20 protein-coding genes are annotated in these 21,560 nt (G+C 71.0%); 6 read left to right on the forward strand and 14 right to left on the reverse strand.

Annotated elements, in window-relative coordinates; genetic code table 11:
• Positions 1-28: 28 nt before the first annotated feature.
• The 3 genes from ACOFKS_RS00290 to ACOFKS_RS00300 form a co-directional block, all read right to left on the reverse strand.
• Positions 29-2,143 carry a TonB-dependent receptor gene (locus tag ACOFKS_RS00290; protein ID WP_419807250.1) on the reverse strand — a complete coding sequence of 705 codons (2,115 nt, stop codon included), beginning with the start codon at positions 2,141-2,143 and terminating at the stop codon, positions 29-31.
• Between the two features lie 173 nt (positions 2,144-2,316).
• Positions 2,317-2,601 (reverse strand): hypothetical protein, encoded by a 285-nt coding sequence (locus ACOFKS_RS00295; RefSeq protein ID WP_419807251.1) that lies wholly within the window; start codon positions 2,599-2,601, stop codon positions 2,317-2,319.
• A complete protein-coding gene (locus tag ACOFKS_RS00300; RefSeq protein WP_419807252.1) occupies positions 2,598-2,777 on the reverse strand; it encodes a hypothetical protein in 180 nt (59 codons plus the stop codon). The genes ACOFKS_RS00295 and ACOFKS_RS00300 overlap by 4 nt, the downstream gene beginning before the upstream one ends.
• Positions 2,778-2,861: 84 nt before the next feature.
• Here ACOFKS_RS00300 and ACOFKS_RS00305 point away from each other — a divergent pair, with 84 nt between their 5' ends.
• Positions 2,862-3,482, forward strand: a complete 621-nt coding sequence (locus ACOFKS_RS00305) for a S24 family peptidase (RefSeq protein ID WP_419807253.1) — start codon at positions 2,862-2,864, stop codon at positions 3,480-3,482.
• Positions 3,483-3,531: 49 nt separating this feature from the next.
• On the opposite strand, the gene ACOFKS_RS00310 is transcribed toward ACOFKS_RS00305, so the two are convergent.
• Complete coding sequence (locus tag ACOFKS_RS00310) at positions 3,532-3,696, reverse strand: hypothetical protein (RefSeq protein ID WP_419807254.1); 165 nt, start codon at positions 3,694-3,696, stop codon at positions 3,532-3,534.
• Positions 3,697-3,811: 115 nt separating this feature from the next.
• Between ACOFKS_RS00310 and ACOFKS_RS00315 the strand changes: the two genes are divergently transcribed.
• From ACOFKS_RS00315 to ACOFKS_RS00325, 3 genes are read left to right on the forward strand one after another with little or no spacing between them, the layout of a single operon-like run.
• Complete coding sequence (locus ACOFKS_RS00315) at positions 3,812-4,027, forward strand: hypothetical protein (RefSeq protein WP_419807255.1); 216 nt, start codon at positions 3,812-3,814, stop codon at positions 4,025-4,027.
• A gap of 41 nt (positions 4,028-4,068) precedes the next feature.
• Positions 4,069-6,030: an autotransporter assembly complex protein TamA gene (locus tag ACOFKS_RS00320; RefSeq protein WP_419807256.1), complete on the forward strand. Its 1,962-nt coding sequence runs from the start codon at positions 4,069-4,071 to the stop codon at positions 6,028-6,030.
• Positions 6,027-10,148, forward strand: a complete 4,122-nt coding sequence (locus tag ACOFKS_RS00325) for a translocation/assembly module TamB domain-containing protein (protein ID WP_419807257.1) — start codon at positions 6,027-6,029, stop codon at positions 10,146-10,148. The genes ACOFKS_RS00320 and ACOFKS_RS00325 overlap by 4 nt, the downstream gene beginning before the upstream one ends.
• Here ACOFKS_RS00325 and ACOFKS_RS00330 read toward each other — a convergent pair.
• The 3 genes from ACOFKS_RS00330 to ACOFKS_RS00340 are packed head-to-tail and all read right to left on the reverse strand — an operon-like array spanning position 10,142 to position 12,282.
• Positions 10,142-10,543: a PIN domain-containing protein gene (locus ACOFKS_RS00330; RefSeq protein ID WP_419807258.1), complete on the reverse strand. Its 402-nt coding sequence runs from the start codon at positions 10,541-10,543 to the stop codon at positions 10,142-10,144. The genes ACOFKS_RS00325 and ACOFKS_RS00330 overlap by 7 nt on opposite strands.
• Position 10,544: 1 nt before the next feature.
• A complete protein-coding gene (locus ACOFKS_RS00335; protein ID WP_419807259.1) occupies positions 10,545-10,805 on the reverse strand; it encodes a hypothetical protein in 261 nt (86 codons plus the stop codon).
• Positions 10,806-10,857: 52 nt separating this feature from the next.
• On the reverse strand, positions 10,858-12,282 hold the full coding sequence (locus ACOFKS_RS00340; RefSeq protein WP_419807260.1) for an aldehyde dehydrogenase family protein: 1,425 nt from the start codon (positions 12,280-12,282) through the stop codon (positions 10,858-10,860).
• 82 nt (positions 12,283-12,364) lie between these two features.
• On the opposite strand from ACOFKS_RS00340, the gene ACOFKS_RS00345 reads away from it, so the two are divergent.
• Positions 12,365-13,336 carry a quinone oxidoreductase family protein gene (locus ACOFKS_RS00345; protein WP_419807261.1) on the forward strand — a complete coding sequence of 324 codons (972 nt, stop codon included), beginning with the start codon at positions 12,365-12,367 and terminating at the stop codon, positions 13,334-13,336.
• A gap of 65 nt (positions 13,337-13,401) precedes the next feature.
• Here the strand turns inward: ACOFKS_RS00345 and ACOFKS_RS00350 are convergent, their stop codons facing one another.
• From ACOFKS_RS00350 to ACOFKS_RS00370, 5 genes are all read right to left on the reverse strand, one after another.
• A complete protein-coding gene (locus ACOFKS_RS00350; RefSeq protein WP_419807262.1) occupies positions 13,402-14,484 on the reverse strand; it encodes a radical SAM protein in 1,083 nt (360 codons plus the stop codon).
• Positions 14,485-14,589: 105 nt separating this feature from the next.
• Positions 14,590-15,222: a peptidylprolyl isomerase gene (locus ACOFKS_RS00355; protein ID WP_419807263.1), complete on the reverse strand. Its 633-nt coding sequence runs from the start codon at positions 15,220-15,222 to the stop codon at positions 14,590-14,592.
• 88 nt (positions 15,223-15,310) lie between these two features.
• Complete coding sequence (gene fdhD / locus ACOFKS_RS00360; RefSeq protein WP_419807264.1) at positions 15,311-16,141, reverse strand: formate dehydrogenase accessory sulfurtransferase FdhD; 831 nt, start codon at positions 16,139-16,141, stop codon at positions 15,311-15,313.
• Positions 16,138-16,686, reverse strand: coding sequence for a molybdenum cofactor guanylyltransferase (locus ACOFKS_RS00365; protein ID WP_419807265.1), 549 nt, complete (start codon positions 16,684-16,686; stop codon positions 16,138-16,140). The genes fdhD and ACOFKS_RS00365 overlap by 4 nt, the downstream gene beginning before the upstream one ends.
• Positions 16,683-18,953, reverse strand: a complete 2,271-nt coding sequence (locus tag ACOFKS_RS00370) for an FdhF/YdeP family oxidoreductase (RefSeq protein WP_419807266.1) — start codon at positions 18,951-18,953, stop codon at positions 16,683-16,685. Before ACOFKS_RS00370 ends, ACOFKS_RS00365 begins: the two co-directional genes overlap by 4 nt.
• A gap of 104 nt (positions 18,954-19,057) precedes the next feature.
• On the opposite strand from ACOFKS_RS00370, the gene trxB reads away from it, so the two are divergent.
• Entirely contained in the window at positions 19,058-20,026 is a 969-nt protein-coding gene (gene trxB, locus ACOFKS_RS00375) for a thioredoxin-disulfide reductase (protein WP_419807267.1), read from the forward strand.
• 103 nt (positions 20,027-20,129) lie between these two features.
• Here trxB and ACOFKS_RS00380 read toward each other — a convergent pair whose 3' ends face one another.
• Both ACOFKS_RS00380 and ACOFKS_RS00385 read right to left on the reverse strand, forming a co-directional pair.
• Complete coding sequence (locus ACOFKS_RS00380; RefSeq protein WP_419807268.1) at positions 20,130-20,909, reverse strand: hydrolase 1, exosortase A system-associated; 780 nt, start codon at positions 20,907-20,909, stop codon at positions 20,130-20,132.
• Positions 20,897-21,550 (reverse strand): hypothetical protein, encoded by a 654-nt coding sequence (locus ACOFKS_RS00385; RefSeq protein ID WP_419807269.1) that lies wholly within the window; start codon positions 21,548-21,550, stop codon positions 20,897-20,899. Before ACOFKS_RS00385 ends, ACOFKS_RS00380 begins: the two co-directional genes overlap by 13 nt.
• Between the last annotated feature and the right edge of the window lie 10 nt (positions 21,551-21,560).

A 21,560-nucleotide genomic window follows, 5' to 3' on the forward strand; every position in this document is an offset into this window, starting at 1 on the left:
CCCGGCTAGGCGGGGCGGGCGGGCGCGTCTAGACCCCAACCCGCAGCGTCACGCGCAGATCGCGGCCAGCCAGCGGCGCGAAGTCCTTGAGAAAGCTGGCGTGGCGGCGCGCGTCGACGTCGAGCAGGTTGTTGGCGGAGAGCACCAGGCTGGTGCGCGGGCTGGCGGCGAACGGCTTCAGGCTCGCCGACAGATTGACCATCGTGTAGCCGTCGGTGGGCGTCTCGAACGCGGCGATGCGGTTCTGGTCGAAGACGTGCTCGACCTCGCCGCGCGCGGTGAAGCGGTCGTTCTGCGCCTCGATGCCGCCGAGCAGCCGGACCGGCGGGATGCGCGGTACCGGGCCGACGCCGATCTGCGTCGCGCGGACGTAGTCGCCGAGGACATCGGCGACGATCTTGGTCTCGCCGAACGTGAACAGCCGCCCGGTCAGGTCGGCCTCGACCCCAGCATAGCGCGCGTCGCCCTGCTGATACTGGAAGCAGGGCAGGTCGACCGTCCGTCCCGACGGAGCCGCCGCCGTCGCGCAGATGCCCTGCGCGACTTGGTTCTCCGAAATGTAGTCGGAGAAGCGGTTGTAATAGGCGGACGCATCGAAATCGAAGCGGTCGTTATGCGCGTGCAGCGTCGCCTCCAGCCCCCAGCTCTTTTCCAGCCGGAAATCGGGGCTGCCCAGCTCATAGGCCTGCGTGCCGGCATGGCCGCCGTTCGCGAACAGCTCCTCGGCGGACGGCGCGCGTTCGGTGCGCGAGCCGTTCAGGCCGATGCGGATGCCGTCGCTGAGGCCGTAGGACGCGCCGAGCGACCCCGAGAACGCCTGGAAGCTGCGCCCGCCGCTGAAGAACCGCGCGTCGCCGGTCGGAGTTTTGGCGGCGACGTCGGTGAACTCGTAGCGTAGCCCGCCCTCCGCCTTGAACGCGCCGAAGTCGAACTGCTGAAGCGTGAACAGCCCGGTCTGGTCGGTGCCGTTGCGAGGCAGGAACGCCTCGTCGCCGACGACATCGAACGCGCGGTTGAAATACTGGACGCCGGACGCCCCCTGCCACACGCCGTGCTTCGCCTGGACCAGCTCCAGCCGGCCCTCGGTGCCGTTGTTGTAGAAGGCGGTGCCGACGCTGCCGTCCTGCTCCAGCTCGAAGTGACGATAGGTGGCGTGGCCGGCGCGCAGGCGGATACGGTCGAGGAAGCCGCCGCCGGTCTGCACCTCGGCGCGCAGGTCGAAGCGGTTCTGGACGACGTCGAGGCGGGGCGCCTCCTGTTCCTGGCCGACCTGCGTCGCATAGCGGATCGGCACGCCATAGAGGCTGTCATAATGGCTGTAGGCGACCCCGAGCGTGCCGGTGTCGGTGACGATCGCCGCACCGACGCCCGCGGTCCAGGTCTCCGCCGCGGTGTTGGGCAGGCGGCCGCGGACGGCGGCGTTGGCGGCGAAGTCGATCGGCTCGTCACCCGTCTGAGGCAAGCCGACCTGGCTCAGCGCCGCCGCGCGCTGCGCCGGGGTCAGCGCATAGCCGCCGATGCGGAGATCGTCCGTCTTCAGGTACGAGCCGTCGGCATGGAGGACGAGGTGCTTGCCCACCGCGAGATCGCCCGCCGCGCTGGTCGAGCGCTCGTCGGCGGCGGAGCCGTAGGTGGCGGTGGCGTCGAGGCGATAGCCGTCCGCCGGCACCACGCGCGGAATGCGCCGGTCGATGACGTTGACGACGCCGCCGACCGCCGACGACCCGAACAGCAGCGCGGAGGGGCCGCGCAGCACCTCCACCCGCTCGGCGAGGAGCGGGTCGATGATGACGGCGTGGTCGACGCTGGTATTCGACACGTCGATCGAGCCGATGCCGTCGGTCAGCACGCGAATGCGCTCGCCCTGGAAGCCGCGCAGGATGGGGCGTGAGGCGGACGGGCCGAACGAGGTGGCGGAGACGCCGGGCAGCCGTTCCAGCGTCTCGCCGATGGTCGGCTTGAGGTCGCGTTGCAGCTGGACGCCGGACAGGATTGAAGTGCCCTGCAACACGTCGCGCTCGCTGGTGTTGACCGGCGCGGTGACGATGACGTCGCGCGGCGTAGGCGGAGCGGGCGCCGTCTGGGCGGCGGCGGGCGCGACCGGCAGCAGCGAGGCGGCGGCGAGCAGGAGGGTCTTGGGCATGGGAGCGGGGACTCGGCAGTGGAGGAGCGTCGCTGCGCCTAGCCCTTAGGTTACGTTATATCAAACAAGCGGGGATCGGTTCGTCGTTCGCGCGAGGCGGCTGGGCCGCTCCTTGTCGAACGGGGCGACGCAACCGCGCCAAAGGTGAGCAAAGGTTACACCAAAACGCTCGGTCATTCCTCCAGCACCAGCACCGTGAGCAGCGCGCCGGTGGCGGTCCGCTCGACCGCGCAACTGGCGACGAAACAGCCGTTCATCGGCAGGTCGGCCTCTGGCAGCGCGACCAGCCAGCCGTCGATCGCGTCGCCCATGACCGCCACGCGGTGCTGGCCGCCGACGAAGGTGGCGCTCGACCACCGTGTTTCCGCTTCGTGCGACAGCGCAACGACGCAGTTCGCCGCGGCTGCCGAGCGGCGAAGCGTGCGGAGCAGCAGGCGGGCGGGATCGGCGACGATCATTGGCCGAGTTCCTCGATGAAGGAGCGGACACGGGCGATCATCGCGTCGCGCGCCTCACGTCCGCGCCGAAGGTCGTGCACCAGGCGCGGGTCCTTGACGGACATGCGACCGAACTTGGTCGCCGGCATGCCCGTCCGGCGCAGGAACGGTTCGATTTCTTTCAGCAACGGCGACATGGGCCCCTCCGACTCAACTGTTCCTCTTATGTTCTATGCTCAAATCCTACTTGTCTATGCAAAAGCATACGTTATCGTCGGCGTGTGAAAATTGTCGATCCGCGCATTCGTCTGGAGGAGCTGGCGACCGGCGCGTCGGTGAGCCTGGCGGGATTGTCGGCGATGCTCGGTCGCGGCCCGGCCTATCTCCAGCAGTGGGTCCGCTACGGGCGGCCTCGCCACTTGGCCGAACGCGATCGGCGGCGGCTGGCGGACTTCTTCGGCGTGGCGGAGGGCGAGCTGGGCGGCGAGGCCGGTGCGCCGTCGGCGTGGCGGGTGCCGCGATTGGATGTCGCGGCGTCGGCGGGGCCGGGGGCGCTGGTCGAGGGCGAGGCGATGCTGGGGCTGGACACGGTGCCGGCCGATACCGCGCGCTCGCTGGGATTGAAGCAGGGCGAGACGGCGATCATCCGCGTCGCGGGCGACTCGATGGCGCCGGGGTTGCTGGACGGCGACCGGCTGCTGATCGACCAGACCGCCCGGACGCCGGATGCGCGGGGCGGGGTCTATGTCGTGCGGATCGACGGCGTGCTGCTGGTCAAGCGGGTGCGACGCGAGCGCGGGCGGCTGGTGGTCGGCAGCGACAATCCCGACGCGGCGGCGGTGCCGGGGGGAAGCGTCGAGGTGATCGGCCGCGCGGTGTGGCAGATGCGGCGACCGGTGTAACTGCCTTCCCGCTCCTCCTCAGGGCCCGCTCCTCCTCAGGGGAGGAGAATCACTTACCCCGCCACCAGATCAGCAGCGCGACGGCGATGCCCAGCGACAGGCCGATGAAGAACCAGATCGTCGGCTGATGCACCACGAAGCCGATCGCGGCCCCGCCGATGGCGCCGAGCGCGATGGGCAGGCCGCCGGCGGAGGCTGGTCGATGAGCGGGCATGTGCCGCCCCTGCCACGCCACCGGCCTGCGCGCCAGCTACCTGCAAACAGGGCTGCACGCGCGTTTACCTCTTTCGTTGGCGAAAGGCTGAGCGGTGGCGGCGTAGGCGGCGCGGGTGACCACACCGCCAGCGTATCTCGCCCACACCCGCCCGCATCTCGACGCGGCGGAGTTGCTGACCCTGTTCGGCACGCACGCCGCCGGCGAGGCCGCCGCGCGCGCGGCGCGCAGCCGGGTGCTGGGCAACCACCTTCATTTCTGCCGCTGGCGTCAGGTCGAGCGGTTGCTTGCGGTGCTCGACACCGAGCATGCGACGGGCACCGTCCACTAGCCCTTGTTGCGCCGCCGCAGTCGCGGCTAAGCCCTTGGCGCATGGTGTTCCGCTCGGGGCGGTCCGCATTGGCGGCCGCTGCGTCCCTGCTCGTCGTCGTCGCCGCCCCCGCGCTGGGCCAGGTCGCGTCGACGCCGGCGGCACCGCTCGATCCGGCGGCACCGCTCGATCCGGCGGCACCGCTGGCCGAGCTGCCCGGTATCGGCGTCGCCTGGCCCGATCTTTCGGCGGAGCCCGCCACCCCCGCCGACGGGCGGACCGACGCGGCGGCGGAGCGGCGGTACGGATGGCGGCTGGACGGGCTCGACGGGATCGGCAGCGCGGTGCTGCGGCAACGCTTCGACCAGCTGTCGGCGTTGAACGCCAATGACGGCAGCGCCGCCAACGCCGCGCAGCTCGACCGGCGGGCGCGCGAGGATGCGGAGCTGCTGACCACGCTGCTGCGCGGCGAGGGCTATTACGACGCGCGCGTGCTGACGCGGGTGGAGGTGCCCGGATCGGGCGGCGGGCGGCCGCTGGTGGTGCTGGAGGCGACGCCGGGCGCGCTGTACCGGTTCGCGGGCGTGACGCTGGACGGGCTCGACCTGACCGGAGCGAAGCAGGCGGGGCTGCGCGAGCGGTTCGGCGTCGCCTCGGGCAGCGCGGTCAACGCCGACGCGATCGCCGCCGGCGAGGACAATCTTCGCACCGCGATCGGGCGGGAGGGCTTCCCCTTCGCCACCGTCGGCGCGCCCGAGATCGTGGTCGACCACGCGACGCAGACCGCGACGCTGGCGTTGACGGTGCAACCGGGCGGCGAGCGGCGGTTCGGGCGGATCACCGCGAACCCGGACAACGGCGTGTTCGACGCCGGCCATATCGCCGAGATCGCGCGCTTCCGGCCGGGCGATCCGTTCGATTCGAACAGCCTGGTCGACCTGCGCCGGACGCTGATCCAGACCGGGCTGGTCTCGACGGTCGACGTCGCGCCGGTGCCGGGCGTCGAGGCGGGTACGGTCGACGTCGCGGTCAAGCTGGAGCCGGCGCCGCCGCATACCGTTGCGGGCGAGCTGGGCTATGGCACCGGCGAAGGCGCGCGGGCGGAGCTGAGCTGGACGCATCGCAACCTGTTCCCGCCGGAGGGCGCGCTGACGCTGCGGTCGGTGCTGGGCACGCGCGAGCAGCTGGGCGCGATCGTATTCCGTCGCGCCAATTTCCACGGCCGCGACCGCGTCCTGACCGGTCAGATCGCCGCCACGCACACGCAGCGCGACGCCTATGACGCGCGCACCTTTTCGCTGACGGGGTCGCTGGAACGGCAGACCAACATCTTCTTCCAGAAGACCTGGACCTGGTCGCTGGGCGGCGAGCTGCTCGCCTCGGACGAGCGCGACGTGGTGCGCGCCACCGGCCAGCCGCGTCGGCGGACCTTCCTGATCGGCGCGTTGCCGACCAGCCTGGCGTATGACGGGTCGGACGACCTGCTCAATCCGACGCGCGGCTTTCGGCTCGGCGGGCGGTTCAGTCCCGAGCTGAGCCTGCAGGGCGCGGCGTTCGGCTATTCCCGAATCCAGCTGGACGCGAGTGCCTACCGTTCGATCGCGAGCGTCGTGCTCGCTGCGCGGACGCGGATCGGCACCATTTTGGGCGCGCCGCGCGATCAGGTCGCACCGTCACGGCGCTTCTATGCGGGCGGCGGCGCGTCGGTGCGCGGCTATGGCTATCAGGACATCGGCCCACGCGACGTCAACGGCGATCCCGTAGGCGGCCGCAGCCTGGCGGAGTTCTCGATCGAGGCGCGGGTCAAGGCGTTCGGGCCGTTCGGCATCGTGCCGTTCCTCGACGCGGGCAACATCTATACCGGCGGTACGCCTGATTTCAGCGGGCTGCGCTACGGCACCGGCATCGGTCTGCGCTATTATTCCAATTTCGGGCCGATCCGCGTCGACGTCGGCACGCCGATCAACCCGCAGCCCGGCGTCGCGCGGCTGGCGGTGTACGTGTCGCTGGGACAGGCGTTTTGAGGAAGGCCTGGCGGTGGGCGGCGGGGCTGATCGGCGCACTGGTGGCGCTGGCGGCCGCGGTGCTGATCGGGATCGACACGGGGCCGGGGCACCGGTTTCTGACGGCGCGGATCGCAGGCATCCATGCGGGCAACGGGATGCGCTTTACGGTCGGGCGGATCGACGGGTCGATCTATGGCCAGGCGCGGCTCAGCGACGTGCGGGTCTACGATCTCGACGGGCTGCTGGTGCAGGCACCCGACGTGGCGCTCGACTGGTCGCCGTTCCGATGGCTGTCGAACCGGCTGGAGATCCGCTCGCTGACGATCCCGCAGGCGACGCTGTTCCACGCCCCGTACACGCGCAAATCGGGCAAACAGGGCCCGATCCTTCCCGGCTTCGACATCGGTATCGGCCGGCTGGAGGTCGCGCGGTTGCGGCTGGCGGCGCCGGTGCTGGGACGCGAGCGGATCGGGCGGCTGAGCGGGCGGGCCGAGGTCCGCGCGGGCCGCGCGCTGGTGGACCTGGCGGCGGCGGTGGCGGGGACCGACCGGCTGCGCGTCAAGCTCGACGCCGCGCCGGATCGCGACCGGTTCGACATCGACGTGGCGGCGCGGGGGGCGGGCGACGGTGTGCTGGCGAAGCTGGCGGGGATCGGCGTTCCCGTCGCGCTCGACGTGGCGGGTGACGGCAGCTGGACGCGGTGGCGCGGGACGGCGACGGGGCAGGCGGGTGCGGCGCGCGTCGTCGACCTGCGGCTCGCTGCCGATGGCGGGCGCTACCGCCTGGCGGGCATGCTCGCGCCCTCGGTATTGCTCCACGGCAAGCTGCAGCGGCTGACCGAGCCGCGCGTGGCGGTCGAGGGCGACGGCACGCTGGCCGCCCGCCGGCTGACCGGGCGGCTGGCGGTGCGGTCGCCGGCGATCGCGGTGCAGGCGACCGGCGCGATCGACCTGGCGACCAGCGCGTTCCGCAACCTGCGCGTCGCCGGCCAGCTGCTCCGTCCCTCCGCGCTGTTCCCCAACATGACGGCGCGGGCGCTGCAACTGCACGCCAGTTTCGACGGACCCTTTGCGACCGCGCGGTTCGAATACCGCCTCGACGCGCAACGGTTCGCGTTCGATCAGACCGGGTTCGAGGATGCCCATGCGATTGGCGCCGGGCGGCTGTCGCCCGCGCCCGTCACGCTGCCCGTGCGCTTCGTCGCGGCGCGCGTGACGGGGGTCGGCGACGTCGCGGGCGGCATCCTGCGCGATCTGTCGGTCGGCGGGCTGCTCAAGGTCACCGCGACGCAGGTCACGGGCGCGGACCTGCAACTGCGGTCCGACAAGCTGACGGCCCGCATCGGCCTGACGCTCGATCTCCGCACCGGGCGCTACGAGGTGATCCTCAACGGCGGGCTGACGCGCTACCTGATCCCCGGCATCGGGCTGGTCGACGTGCGTTCGACGCTGAACGCGGTGCCGGGGCCGGACGGGCACGGCACGCGGCTGATCGGGCGCGGCACGGCGCAGGTAGTGCGGCTGGACAATGCGTTTTTCCGCTCGCTCGCGGGGGGCTTGCCGCTGATCGAGACGGGGCTGGAGCGGACCACCGATGGGGTGCTGCACTTCAACGGCCTGCGCCTGACCGCGCGCGCGATCCGGCTGGCGGGCAACGGCTATCGCCGGCGCGACGGGACGTTCCGGTTCGAGGGCGCGGGGACGCAGGCGAGCTATGGCGCGTTCACGTTGGTGCTCGACGGACGGATCGACCGGCCGACGATCGACCTGCGGTTCGCGCGGCCGAACGTGACGCTGGGGCTGAAGGACGTGAGCGCGCATCTCGACCCGACCGCCGATGGCTTCGCGTTCCGTGCGGACGGCGGGTCGCGGCTGGGGCCGTTCACCGCCGCCGGCGCGATCCTGTTGCCCCGTGGCGGCGAGGCGGCGATCGACGTGGCGGCGCTGAACATCAGCGGCACGCGCGCGAGCGGGCGGCTGCGGATCGTGTCGGGCGGGTTCGACGGGCGGTTGCAGGTCGCGGGCGGCGGGCTGTCGGGGCCGGTGCTGTTGAGCGTACCCGGCGCGGTGCAGCAGGTCGAGATGCACCTGGACGCGACCGATGCGCTGCTCGGCGGTGTCGCGACGCTGCGCCGCGGACACCTGGACCTGACGGTGCTGCTCGATCCGGCCGGCACCCGCACCACCGCGACCGCGACCGGCGCCGGTCTGTCGCGCGGCAGCCTGCGGCTCGCGCGGTTCGCGGGCACGGCGCGGCTGACCGGCGACACGGGGGAGGTGCGGGCATCGATCGCGGGCACGCGCGGACGTGCGTTCGACATCCAGACGGTGACGCAGGTGGCGGCCGACCGGTATGCGATCGGCGCGCAGGGGACGCTGGACCGGAGGCCGCTGCGGTTACTGGAACCGGCGGTGCTGGTTCGTGACGGAGCTGGCTGGCGGTTGCAGCCGACGCGGCTCAGCTTCTCGGGGGGCGAGGCACGGGTCGGCGGACGCTGGACCGACGAAGGCGTGGCGATCGAGGCGGGGCTGACGCGGATGCCGCTGGCGATCCTCGACATCGGCTATCCGGGGCTGGGGCTGGGCGGCACCGCGTCGGGAACGCTCGCCTATGCGACCGGCAGCGGGGCGCCGACGGGCAGGCTGGACATGACGATCCGTGGCCTGTCGCGGTCGGGGCTGGTGCTGACGTCGCAGGCGGTCGATCTGGGCATCGCGGGGGTGCTGACGCCCGACCGGCTCGGGCTGCGCGCGGTGGTGGCGGCGGGCGGCAAGGCGATCGGGCGGGCACAGGCGCTGCTGACGCCGCTGGCGGGGGGCGATCTGGTGGCGCGGGTGCGGCAGGCGCCGCTGGTGGCGCAGCTGCGCTATGCCGGACCGGCGGACACGCTGTGGCGACTGACCGGGGTCGAGCTGTTCGACCTCTCCGGCCCGGTCGCGATCGGGGCCGACGTCGGTGGCACGCTGGCACGACCGTCGATCCGCGGCGCGGTGCGTGCGACGGGCGCCCGGATCGAGAGCGCCACGACCGGCACGGTGCTGACCGACGTGCAGGCGACCGGTCGCTTCGGCGGGTCGAAGCTCCAGATCGACCGGTTCACCGCGCAGGCCGGGCGCGGCGGCGGCGTCACCGGCGCGGGGCAGTTCGACTTCGCCCCCACCGGCGGGGTCGGTATCGGCATCGACCTGCGCGTGCAGGCGAAGAACGCGGTCATGATAAACCGCGACGATATCGGCGCGACCGTCACCGGGCCGCTGACCTTCACGTCGAACGGCGTGGGCGGCATCATCGGCGGCGACATATCGCTCGACCGCAGCCGCTATCGCCTGGGCCAGGCGACCGCGGCGAGCGCGGTGCCGCGCCTGTCGATCCGCGAGATCAACCTGCCCGACGGCGGCGAGGAAGACGACGTGCCGACCGCGCCGTGGCGGTTGGCGCTGCGCGCGCGCGCACCGGGCGGGCTGATCGTCAGCGGCCTCGGGCTATCGAGCGAATGGTCCGCCGACCTGCAGATCGGCGGCGAGCCGCAGAACCCGTCGATCACCGGCCGTGCGACGCTGGTGCGCGGCGACTACGAGTTCGCGGGGCGCGAGTTCCAGCTGGAGCGCGGGATCATCCGCTTCGGCGGCGAGGTGCCGGCGAACCCCGCGCTCGACATCCAGGCCAATGCCGACAGCAACGGGCTGAGCGCCGCGATCCGCGTGACGGGGACGGGGCTGAAACCGGAGATCGCCTTTACCAGCGTCCCGGCCTTGCCCGAGGACGAGCTGTTGTCGCGACTCTTGTTCGGCACCTCGATCACCAACCTGTCGGCGCCGGAGGCGTTGCAACTGGCGGCGGCGGTGGCGGCGTTGCAGAACGGCGGCAACGGGCTGAACCCGATCAACGCCGTCCGCCGTGCGGCGGGGCTGGACCGGCTGCGCGTGTTGCCCGCCGACCCGCAGACGGGGCAGGGCACCTCGATCGCGGCGGGCAAATACGTGACGCGGCGGCTGTATGCGGAGATCGTCACCGACGGTCAGGGCTATTCCGCGACGCAGGTGGAGTTTCAGGTGACACGCTGGCTGTCGCTGCTGTCGAGCATCTCCACGCTGGGGCGGCAGAGCGCCAACGTGCGCGTATCGCGGGATTATTGACCCGGTCGGGACCAAACCTCCAGCTTGAGGTCGGGAATGTCGCGGAAGTCCGGGCCGTTCGCGGTCACCAGCGTCAGGTCGTGGACGAGCGCGGTCGCCGCGATCAACCGATCGAGCACGCGTCGTCGGGAAAACCCCAGCACGGAGACGATGTCGGCATAGGCCGCCACGACGTCACGCTCGAACGGCAACACGTTCAGCCCCGTCATCAACAGGTCGAGCCGCTCGCGGCGGCGTGCGGTCTCTCCAGCACGGACGAACACGCCCCCTTCCAACTCGGCAAGCGTGACCAGCGATATCGACGGCAGGTCGTCGAACGCCGCAACCCGTTCCATCACCGTCGCGACGCCGTCGGCGAGGAAGATGGCGATGTTGGTGTCGATCAGCTTCGACACGTCACGACCAGCGCTCTCGCGCCGGAACCTCGATCGCCGGACGCTCGCCGAACTCGCCCCCCGGCGGCAACGCCTTGAGCGCATCGATCATGCGTCGCAACTGGCGCTTGCCCGCCATTGGGTCGATCTGCGGCGTGACCCGAAAGCTGTCACCCTCGCGGGTGATCCTGAGCGGGACGTCGGCGGGGAGGCCGAGCGATCGGGGGAATCGAACGGCCACGCTGTTGCCGCTCTTGAAACTCCTGGTGTCTATATCGCCCATCGTCGCCTCCGTAGTCACCCGTATATACGGGTGACTACGGAGGCGCGCAACGCTACGCCGGTTCGCCGACGATCGTCTTCACCTCCATGAAGTCGGCCAGCCCGTATTTTCCGCCCTCGCGACCGTTGCCCGACTTCTTGTAACCGCCGAACGGCGTGCCGTTGCCGCCGCCCCAGCCGTTGATCGAGACGATGCCCGCGCGCAGCTTCGGCGCGATCTTGGCGGCTTCGGCGGGGTCGCCGGAGATGGCGGCGGACAGGCCGTATTCGGTGTCGTTGGCCAGCCGCACCGCCTCGTCGCGGTCGTCATAAGGCGTGATCGTCGCGACCGGGCCGAATGTCTCCTCGCGCCAGATCCGCATCTCGGGCGTGACACCCGCGAGCACGGTCGGCTTGACGTAATAGCCGGCGTTGCGGCCGTCCGGGCGACCGGTGCCACCGGTGACCAGCTCCGCGCCCTCGTCGATCGCGGACTGGATCAGCTCCTGGATCTTGTCGAACTGCGCCTTGTTGACGACCGGGCCGATGTGCGCGCCCATCTCGGCGGGGTCGCCGACCGCGGCCGACTCCATGATCTGGCGCACCGCGGCGGTCGCCTCGTCCAGCTGGCTGCGATGGACCAGCATCCGCGTCGGCGCGATGCAGCTCTGGCCGGAGTTGACCACCACGCCCTGCACGGTGGGCGGCAGCACCTGCGCCAGGTCGGCGCCCTCCAGCACCAGATTGGGCGCCTTGCCGCCCAGCTCCTGATGGACGCGCTTGACGGTCGGGGCGGCGGCCTGCGCCACGGCGATGCCGGCGCGGGTCGAGCCGGTGAAGCTGACCATGTCGACGTCGCGATGCGACGACAGCGCCGCGCCTACGCCCGGCCCGTCGCCGTTGACGAGGTTGAAGACGCCCGCCGGTACGCCCGCGTCGTGCAGGATCTCGGCCAGGATCATCGCGTTCGACGGCGCTTCTTCCGAGGGCTTGAGGATCATCGTGTCGCCGGCGGCGAGCGCGGGGGCGACCTTGGCGCAGATCTGGTTGAGCGGCCAGTTCCACGGCGTGATGAGCGCCACGACGCCCAGCGGCTCGTGCACCACGCGCGCCTTGCCGACGCGCTCGTCCCACTTGAACTCCTTCAACGCGGCGAGTGTGTTCATGAAATAACCCAGCCCGGCGGGCACCTGCGCCGCCTGCGCGAAGCCGATCGGCGCGCCCATCTCCTCGCTCACCGCCTTGGCGAGATCGGGGATGCGCGCCTTGTAGCCTTCGATGATCCGCTCCAGCAGCGCGACCCGCTCCTCGACGCTGGTCTGCGAGAATGTCTCGAACGCGCGACGCGCGGCGGCGACCGCCTTGTCGACGTCGGCGGCGGTGCCCAGCGTGACCTCGGTCACGGCCTGTTCGGTCGCGGGATTGATGACCTCGTGCCGATGCCCGCCGTCGCTGTCGACCCACTGGCCGTCGATGAATTGCTGCAGGCGGCTGTTCATGGCTCTCTCCGTTTCGCTATTTGCACCGGTCCATGCGGCGGCGCAAAGCGCGTTGCAACGGGAAACCTGACGAGGTGAGGCGATGACGAGGCAGGCTTATATCGAGGCGACCGGCGGGCCGGAGGCGATCAGCTGGCGCGACGTCGAGCTGCCGCCGCCGGCACCGGGCGAGGTGCGGCTGCGGCAAGGGGCGGTTGGGGTAAACTTCATCGACACCTATCACCGTGGCGGGCTGTACCCGATCACGCTGCCGACCGGGTTGGGGATGGAGGCGGCGGGCGTGGTCGAAGCGGTCGGCGACGGCGTCGAGCGCTGGACGCCGGGAATGCGGGCGGGGACCTTCGGCGGCGCGCCCGGCGCCTATGCGGAAGTGCGCAACGTGGCGGCGGATCAGCTCGTCGCGCTGCCCGACGCGGTCGACGACCGGACGGCGGCGGCGCTGTTGCTGAAGGGTGCGACGGCGGCGTTCCTGGTCGAGGAATGCGCGCGGGTGCGGCGCGGCGACGTGGTGCTGGTGACGGCGGCGGCGGGCGGCGTCGGCCATCTGCTCGTCGGCTGGCTCAAGGCGGTCGGGGCGACGGTGATCGGCACCGTGAGCACCGAGGCCAAGGCCGAGCGCGTCCGTGCGGGCGGCGCCGACCATGTGCTGCTGAACGGAGATGACATCGCGGCGCGCGTGCGCGAGATCACCGGTGGCGAGGGCGTCGCGGTCGTGCTCGACGGGGTCGGCAAGGCGACCTGGCCGGCGGCGCTGGCGGCGACGCGGCGGCGCGGGCTGATCGTCAGCTACGGCAACGCCAGCGGGCCGGTCGAGGGTGTCGCGCTCGGCGTGCTGGCGCGGGCGGGGTCGCTGTTCGTGACGCGCCCGACGCTGTTCGACTATGCGACCACGGCGGCCGAGCGGCAGGCGCTGGCGGACCGCGTGTTCGCGATGCTGGCGAACGGCGCGATCCGGCCCGAGATCGGGCAGAGCTTCGCGCTGGCCGACGCGGCGGCGGCGCACCGGGCGCTGGAGGCGGGGGAGACGGTGGGCAGTACGGTGCTGATCCCGTAACGCTGGAGCTGCGGCGCCGTCGCTACTGCTTGGGCGTCTAGGCCGACGTCCGATGTTGCGAGCGTTCAGGTCCAGTAGAGGGTCCGGGCCGACGGCAACCGCGCGGCGATGCGGGATTCGAAGAAGGCGCGCAACTCGCGCATCGTATCCGCGTCGTAGACGTGTTTGAGGCTGCCGAATTTGGTGCGTTTGGTCGCGCGCGCGCCGGGGTCCATCTCCAGCGACGAGCCGGGATACCAGCTGTCGAGCACCGCCTTCGATCCGGGCGTGAAGCGGTGGGTGATGAGTTCGACGGTCAGGTCGAGGCCCGGTACATCGTTCAGCGCGGTGGCGGCGTCGGCGATCAGCCGGCCATAGACGTCCTGCCAGCCGTCGGCGGCGATGATCGGCGCGACGGTCAGCCCGACCGGGTAACCCGCCAGCGCCATCCGCTGCAGCGCGTCGAGCCGCTGCGCCACCGGGCTGGTGCCACCCTCGAACCGCGCGAACTCGGGTGGGTTGATCGAAGCGCGCATCCGCGTCCGGCCCGAATGCGGCAGCGCGAGCAGCGGTTCGACGGCGGCGAACTTGGTGGTGAAGCGCAGGTGCGCGTCCGCGCCCCACGCGCCCATATAGCCGATCAGCGCCGCGAGCCCGCCGGTGAGATGCTCCAGCGCGAGCGGGTCGGTGTAGCAGCTCGCCTCATAGGTCGTGCCTTCATGGGCGCGGGTGCGTGAGCGCGACGTGACCTGGCCCTGGCCGAGATGCCTCGGCAGCTCGTCGAGGATCTCGGGCAGATTGGCATAGACCCGCGTGATCGGCGGCCCCTTGAGACTGCCCGCGAGGTAGCAATAGCTGCAATGCGCGGGACACCCCTCGGCAAGGTCGACGCGCCAGTCGGCGGACGGGGCGATCGGCTGGAGCTTGCGCTTTGACGGCGGTGCGACGGTGAGGGCGAGCGTCTGCTTGGCTTGCGCGTAAGCCTGACGCGGATCGTCGGGAAAGGCGAGCGCAAGGCGATCGGAGGGCAGCTCGACGACCTCCACGCCCAGGTCGGCGGCACGGGTGGCGATCGCGCGGCCATGGTCCCAGCCGAGCGCGGACTTCGTCGCGAGCAGGCGCTTCGGCGTCCAGAGACGCGGCGCGGGGAGGAGAGAGGCGGTGGCCACACCGGTTCAACGCCCTCCCTTCACCCGTGCTCCCTCAATGCCGTTGGTCGTGGGCAACGCAGGTTACGCATGCCGCAGGGCACGTCCGCGCGAGCGCCAGGAGGTTTACGGGGCCACCGGCACCCGCCGCACGCTGGTGATCGTCACCGGCTGCGCGATCTGTTCGCCCTTGAAATACCCGCCCGCCGCGACCGGCGTGTCGAGGATGCGGTGGACCACGTCCATGCCCTCGACGACATGGCCGAACGCCGCATAGCCGAGCTTGTCGCCCGCGCGCGCGGGATCGGCGTCGAGCGAGAAGCGCTGGTCGCCGACGCTGATCGTGAAATCTCCCGCCGCCGTCCCCGGCGCTCCGCGCGCGATCGAGATCGCCCCGTCGGTATGGTGGACGTTCGTCTGCGTGGTCGGCTCGTGCGCGATCGGCGGCAGCGCCCGGCCGGGCCGGTTCTGCACCCCGAACTGGATGAAGCCGTAATCCGGCTGGACCTTCACCGTCCGGTAGAAGGTGATCCCGTCCAGCCGCCGCCGGTCGACATAGCGCAGGAAGTTCGCGGTCGTGATCGGCGCGCGCTCCTTCTCCAGCTCGATGACGATGCGGCCGAGCGAGGTGACGAGCGCGACGCGGACGGTGGCGGGGACGGGGGTGGCGGTCGGGACCGCAATTGGCGTCTGCACCGGCGCGGTCGCGGGCATGGGCGCGGTCTGGGTGACGAGCAGGGCGAGGGCGAGTCGAAGCATGATCCCACCATAGGCTACCCTCTCCCCACAGGGGAGAGGGACAGACGCCGGAAGCGTCAGGGTGAGGGCACACCGTCGGGCTCAGCCCTCACCCCGAGCGCTGATGCGCGCTGTCTCGCTCCGCCGCAGCAAGGGGGTAGCACCCATGCGGGTCGTCCATCACCAGCATCGCATCCGACCGCGCCAGTGCCACCAGCGTCAGCCCGTGCTCGCGCGCATGCTCGACCGCCAGCGTCGTCGGTGCCGACACCCCGACCAGCATCGCCACGCCCCCGACCAGCGCCTTGTCGACCATCTCGAAACTGAGCCGCGAGGTGACGAGGATGAAGTCGGCGGGCGTCCCGGCCAGCGCCAACGTGCCGATCAGCTTGTCGAGCGCGTTGTGGCGGCCGACGTCCTCGCACGCCGCCACGATCCGGCCGTCCGCGTCGCAGGCCGCCGCCGCGTGCACCGCGCCGGTCGCGCGATTGAGCGCCTGATGATCGCGCAGGCTCGCCAGCGCCGCGAACAGCGCGTCGCGCGTCGTGCGCGGGGCGGGCGGGCGTCCGGGCATCGGCCGGCGCAGCTGCTCCAGCCCGGCGATGCCGCACAGGCCGCAGCTCGTGTCGCTGGTGCGGTGGCGGACGCGGTCGTGGATGCGGCCCCGGCAGCGCTCGGCGAGCGTGACGCGGACGATCCACCCCGCCGCGCCCTCGAACACGTCGATGTCGGCGACATCCGCCGCGACGTCCGCCAGCCGCTCGGTCAGCATGAACCCGGTCGCGAACGCCGGCAGGTCGGCGGGCGTCATCATCATCACCGCATAGCCGAGCCCGTCGACCTCGACCGCGACCGGCGCCTCGACCGCCAGCATGCGCTCGCCGGGCGCCGTGCCCTCCGGGCGCAGCGTCGTGGCGGGCGCGACCCGCGACGACGTCATAGCGTCAACAGGTCTTCCCCGTCGTGCGCCAGCGCGGCCAAGTCGGCGGGCGTGTTGACGTTGCCGAGCGGCACCGGCGATGCGATCGGCAGCGCGCCGATCGCGCTGGCCCAGCCAAAGACGGACCGGTCCTCGCCCTCGACCCATGCGAGCAATTGCGCGCCGAGCGCGGCGGACCAGTGCCCCAGCACCGGCGCGTCGCTGCAATAGGCCGGCGCACGCCGCAGCAGGGCGGTGAGCAGCTCCGACGGCACGCGCGGCATGTCGCAGCCGATCGTCAGCACGCTGCGGAACCCGTGCGTCGCGGCATGGTCGAGCGCCCCGGCGATACCGCCGAGCGGGCCGAGATGCGGGCGAGGCAGGTCGTGGATCGGCGCGTGTCCTGAGCCTGTCGAAGGGCCGCCGATCGCCACCACTTGATCGACATGTTGCCCGATCACCGCCGCCGCATGGTCGGCCAGCGCGCGGCCGTGCCATTCCGCACGCGCCTTGTCCGAGCCGAAGCGCGACGAGCGCCCCCCGACCAACACCGCACCCAAGATCATGCCGTCTTCTCCACCCGCACCGGCACCGTCTTCGCGGCGGGGACATGGCTTTCGATCGCGTGGTGCGCGATCGGGATCAGCGCGTTGCACTCGGGGTAGTAGCCGCCGATGCAGCCGCGCGGGATGTTGTAGGCGACCACGCGCAGCCCGGCGACGCGCGTCGAGCCGTTTTCCCCATGCGCGCCGACCAGGTCGACGCTGTCGCCATCCGCGACGCCCAGCGCGGCCATGTCCTGCCGGTTCATCATCGCCACCTCGCGGGTGCCCTTGATGCCACGGAAACGGTCGTCATAGCCGTAGATCGTGGTGTTGAACTGATCGTTCGAGCGCAGCGTCACCAGCCGGAACTTGCCGTCGCTATCGTCGAAGCCGGCGGCGCTCATCACCTCGGGCACGTTGAACTCGGCCCGGCCGCTGGCGGTCTTCCACTCGCGATGCGTCGCCGGGTTGCCTTTCCAGAAGCCGCCCGGCACCTCCAGCCGATCGTTGAACCGCGCGAACAGGTCGGGCCAGGTCGCCTCGATCGCATCGCGGACCAGCCCATAGTCGCCGACCCACGCATTCCAGTCGATCGTCGGGTTCGCAGCCAGCGTCGCCTTGGCGATCCCGGCAACGATCGCGGGTTCGCTCAACAGCGTCTCGGCCGCCGGAGCGACGCGGCCGAGCGAGCCGTAGATGCGGCTGAACGAATCCTCCATCGTCACCGTCTGCGGACCGGAAGCCTGTTGATCGAGCTCGATCCGGCCGAGGCAGGGGAGGAGATAGGTCGTCCGCCCCGGCCACAGATGCGTACGGTTGAGCTTGGTCGCGATGTTGACCACCAGATCGAGGTCGCGCCACGCGGGTTCCATCGTCGCCGTGTCGGGGATCGCACGCGCGAAATTGCCGCCGAGCCCCAGAAACGCTTTCGCCTCGCGCCTCGCCACCGCCTCGCAGGTCGCGACCGTGTCCCAGCCCAGCGCGCGCGGCGGCTCGAAATCGAACTGTCGCGCGAGCTGGTCGAGCGGCACCAGTTCGGGCTTTTCGGAGATGCCGACGGTGCGCTGTCCCTGCACGTTGGAATGCCCGCGCACCGGCCCGAAGCCCGCGCCGGGCCGCCCGACATTGCCGCGCAGCAGCATCAGATTGACCAGCATCTGCAGGTTGGCGATGCCATGGACATGCTGCGTCAGGCCCATGCCATAGACGCAGATCGCCGCCTTCGACCGGGCATAGACCGCGCCCGCCGCCTCCAGCGCGCCCTGCGTCAGCCCGCTCTCGCGCTCGATCTCGTCCCAGCCCGTTTCACGCGCCTTGGCCGCGACGGCATCGAACCCCTTGGTGTGCTCGGCGATGAAGGCGTGGTCGATCACCTGCCCGCCGCTCTCGTCGTCAAGCCGGACGACATGCTTGACGATCCCCATCATCGCCGCGATGTCGCCACCCGCCTTCACCTGATGATATTGCGTGGCGATGTTGGTGGAGGTGTTGGTCGCCATCTCGACCGGGTTCTGCGGATCGGTGAACCGCTCCAGCCCGCGCTCGCGCAACGGATTGAAGACGACGATCTCGACCCCCCGCTTGGCGCAGGCGCGCAGATCGTGGAGGAAGCGCGGGCTGTTGGTGCCGGGATTCTGTCCGAAATAGAAGATCGCGTCGCACTTGGTGTAGTCTTCGAGCGTGATCGTGCCGACCGGCGAGCCGATGCACGCCTTCAGCCCGACCGACGTTGTCTCGTGGCACATGTTCGACGAATCGGGCAGGTTCTGGCTGCCGTACATCCGCGCCAGCAGCTGCCACATGTAACTCGTCTCCAGCGCCGCGCGGCCGGAGGTGTAGAAGATCGCCTTGGTCGGATCGTAGGTCTTCAGCTTCGCGCCGATGTCGGCGAACGCCTCCTCCCAGGAAACGGCGATGTAGCGGTCGGTCGCCGCATCGAACCGCATCGGATGGGTCAGCCGACCCGCCTGTTCCAGGTCGTGGTCGCGCCAGTTCTGCAGCTCGGTCAGGCTGTGCTGCCGGAAGAAGTCGGGCGTGACGCGAAACCGCGCCAGCTCCCACGCGGTCGCCTTGGCGCCGTTCTCGCAAAACTCGAAGGGGTGCGGGTGTTCGGGCTTGCCCCAGGCGCAGCTGACGCACTGGAAGCCGCCCGCCTTGTTCTGTCGCGCCAGCTCGGCGATCACACCCGGCCCGGACTGCTCCCGCCGACCGATGGAGGCCAGGCCCTTGACGGAGCCCCAGCCGCCCGCCGCGCCGGTGTACGGCTTGATCTCGACCTTCTCGCCCATCTGCAACCTCCGACACCCGGATTAACACCGGCCTCGCGTTTTCGCTGCCATTCAAATCAACGCCCGGCGCGACTAGATGGCAACCCACATCAACAGGACTCGCCATGGCCACCCACAAGACCCGCATGCTCATCCTCGGCTCCGGCCCCGCCGGGCTGTCCGCCGCGATCTATGGTGCGCGCGCGGGGATGAAGCCGATCGTCGTGCAGGGTATCCAGCCCGGCGGCCAGCTGACCACCACCACCGACGTCGAGAACTATCCGGGCTTCGCCGACGTGATCCAAGGGCCGTGGCTGATGGAGCAGATGCAGAAGCAGGCCGAGCATGTCGGCACGACGATGATGTGGGACACGATCGTCGACGTCGACCTGACGCGCCGCCCCTTCCGGCTGACCGGCGACGGCGGCGACGTGTACGAGGGCGAGGTGCTGGTGATCGCGACCGGCGCGCAGGCGAAGTGGCTGGGGCTGGAGAGCGAGGACGCGATGAAGGGCAAGGGCGTCAGCGCGTGCGCCACCTGCGACGGCTTCTTCTATCGCGGCAAGAAGGTCGCGGTGATCGGCGGCGGCAACACCGCGGTGGAGGAGGCGCTGTACCTCACCAACCATTCGCCCGACGTGACGCTGATCCACCGTCGCGATACGCTGCGCGCCGAGCGCATCCTGCAGGAGCGACTGCACGCGCATCCGGGCATCACCGTGCTCTGGAACAAGGAGGTGCGCGAGTTCGTCGATGGCGGCGGTAGCGCGGGGCTGGTGGCGCTGGACCTGGAGGACACGGTCACGGGCGCACATTCGCGGCTGGATGTGGAGGGCGGTTTCGTTGCGATCGGTCACCACCCGGCGACCGAGCTGTTCCGGGGGCATCTGGACCTCGACGCGGACGGCTATGTCGCGGTCGAGACTGGGTCGACCCGGACCAGCGTACCCGGCGTGTTCGCGTGCGGCGACGTGCAGGACAAGATCTATCGCCAGGCGGTGACGGCGGCGGGCACCGGCTGCATGGCGGCGCTGGATGCGGAGAAGTTTCTGGCGGCAGCGGAGTTCCACGAGATGGCCGAAGCGGCGGAGTAGCTTCCGCCACCGTCATGCTGAACTCGTTTCAGCATCATGTTGTATTCGTGCCTCAAGCGCTCGGCCGCTTGTCCGAGGTCATCGCATGGATGCTGAAACGAGTTCAGCATGACGAGGTCGTCAAAACTGCGGTGACGACTCCGAACAAGGCATCCGCGTCGCCCGCCCGCGCGAAGCTGTGCGAGTCGGTGTCGATCCAGGTCACCCGCGCCGCGACCCCAAGCCCCTTCACCGCATCGGCATAGGCGATCGCCGTCGCGTCGCCGCGGGCCAGCACGATCGACGCCTCGCGCCCGACCAGCGCCGCCGTGAAGCGTCGCGCGAGCGATGCGTCGGCGGCGGGCCGAGCGACCGCGCGCAACCCACGGCCGAGCTTCGCGAGATCGACGCCGCCGCGCAGCAGGCGCACCCACGCACGCGGGCTCCGCAGCCGCGCCGCATAGCGCGCGCGGATCGCGGCGGGCGGCGGCAGGCCGTCGTCGCGCTCCACCACCCACGGGTTGGCGAGTACCAGCGCGTCGACCCCCGCCGCTGCGCCGAACAGCGCCAGCGCCGTCGCCGCGTCGCAATTGCCGAACCCGACCAGCCGGGAGACGTGCGGCGCCTCCCGCCGAAACGCCGCCGCCGCCGCCGCGATGTCGGGCGCGCTCGCGGACCAGCCGCCATTCTCCCCCGAAGAGTCGCCGACGCCGCGCCGGTCGAAGCGGAACACCGGCCACCCCGCCGCCGCCACCCGCGACGCCAGCAACGCCATCCCCCGATGCGCCCCCAAGCGCGGCTCGTTCCCGCCGGACACGATCAGCAGGCCGGTGCTACCGGCGGCGGCGTCTAGCGAGCCGAGCAGCGTTTCGCCCTCGCAGGGAAAGGCGATCAGCCTTCGCAACTTGCGATCCACCCAGCGATGTCGGCCGCAAGTACCTCGGCCAACGCGAAATCGTTGCCCGGCTCGGCGCGCCGCCAGAGTGGCTGCCCAGGAATGTGGCGGTCCGCCACGCCCGGATCGGACGCGAGCCGCACCGTCCTTGTCCCACCCCGACCTCCACCGGGGTGGGTGGCATTGGAGAGGGCGGCGAGCAGTTCGCGGTCGATCACGTTGCCGGCGACCTCCTCCCGATCGCCATCTGCGAAGTCGCCCTTCATCCGCGCCAGCTCGCGCGCCAAAGCCGCCCCGCTTTGCGGCGACAGCACCCAGCAAGGCCGGGCGTCGACAAACAACGCACCGCTCCGGATCGCCACCGACCGCGTTCCCGGCACCGCCGCGAACGCCGCCGTCAGATCGACCAGCCGTACATCGGCCGTCGCCACCTCGCTCTCCCCCTGACCCGGCAAGTCCGGCAGCACGCCGCCGATCCCCCGCGTCGCCAGCACGCGGAGGATGCTCACCCCGAACGCCCGCGTCCGGTTGGCTTCCTCGAACAGCGGCAGCGCCATCACCACGATCGGTCCGTCGTCCGGCCCGAAGCGCAGCATCGCCTCGCGTCCGCCCGCCCATTCGTAGCTGTCGAGGCGGGGGGCGGCGGTCACGGCTGAAGCC

This window comes from Sphingomonas sp. (assembly GCF_965200135.1).
Taxonomy (GTDB): Bacteria; Pseudomonadota; Alphaproteobacteria; order Sphingomonadales; family Sphingomonadaceae; genus Sphingomonas.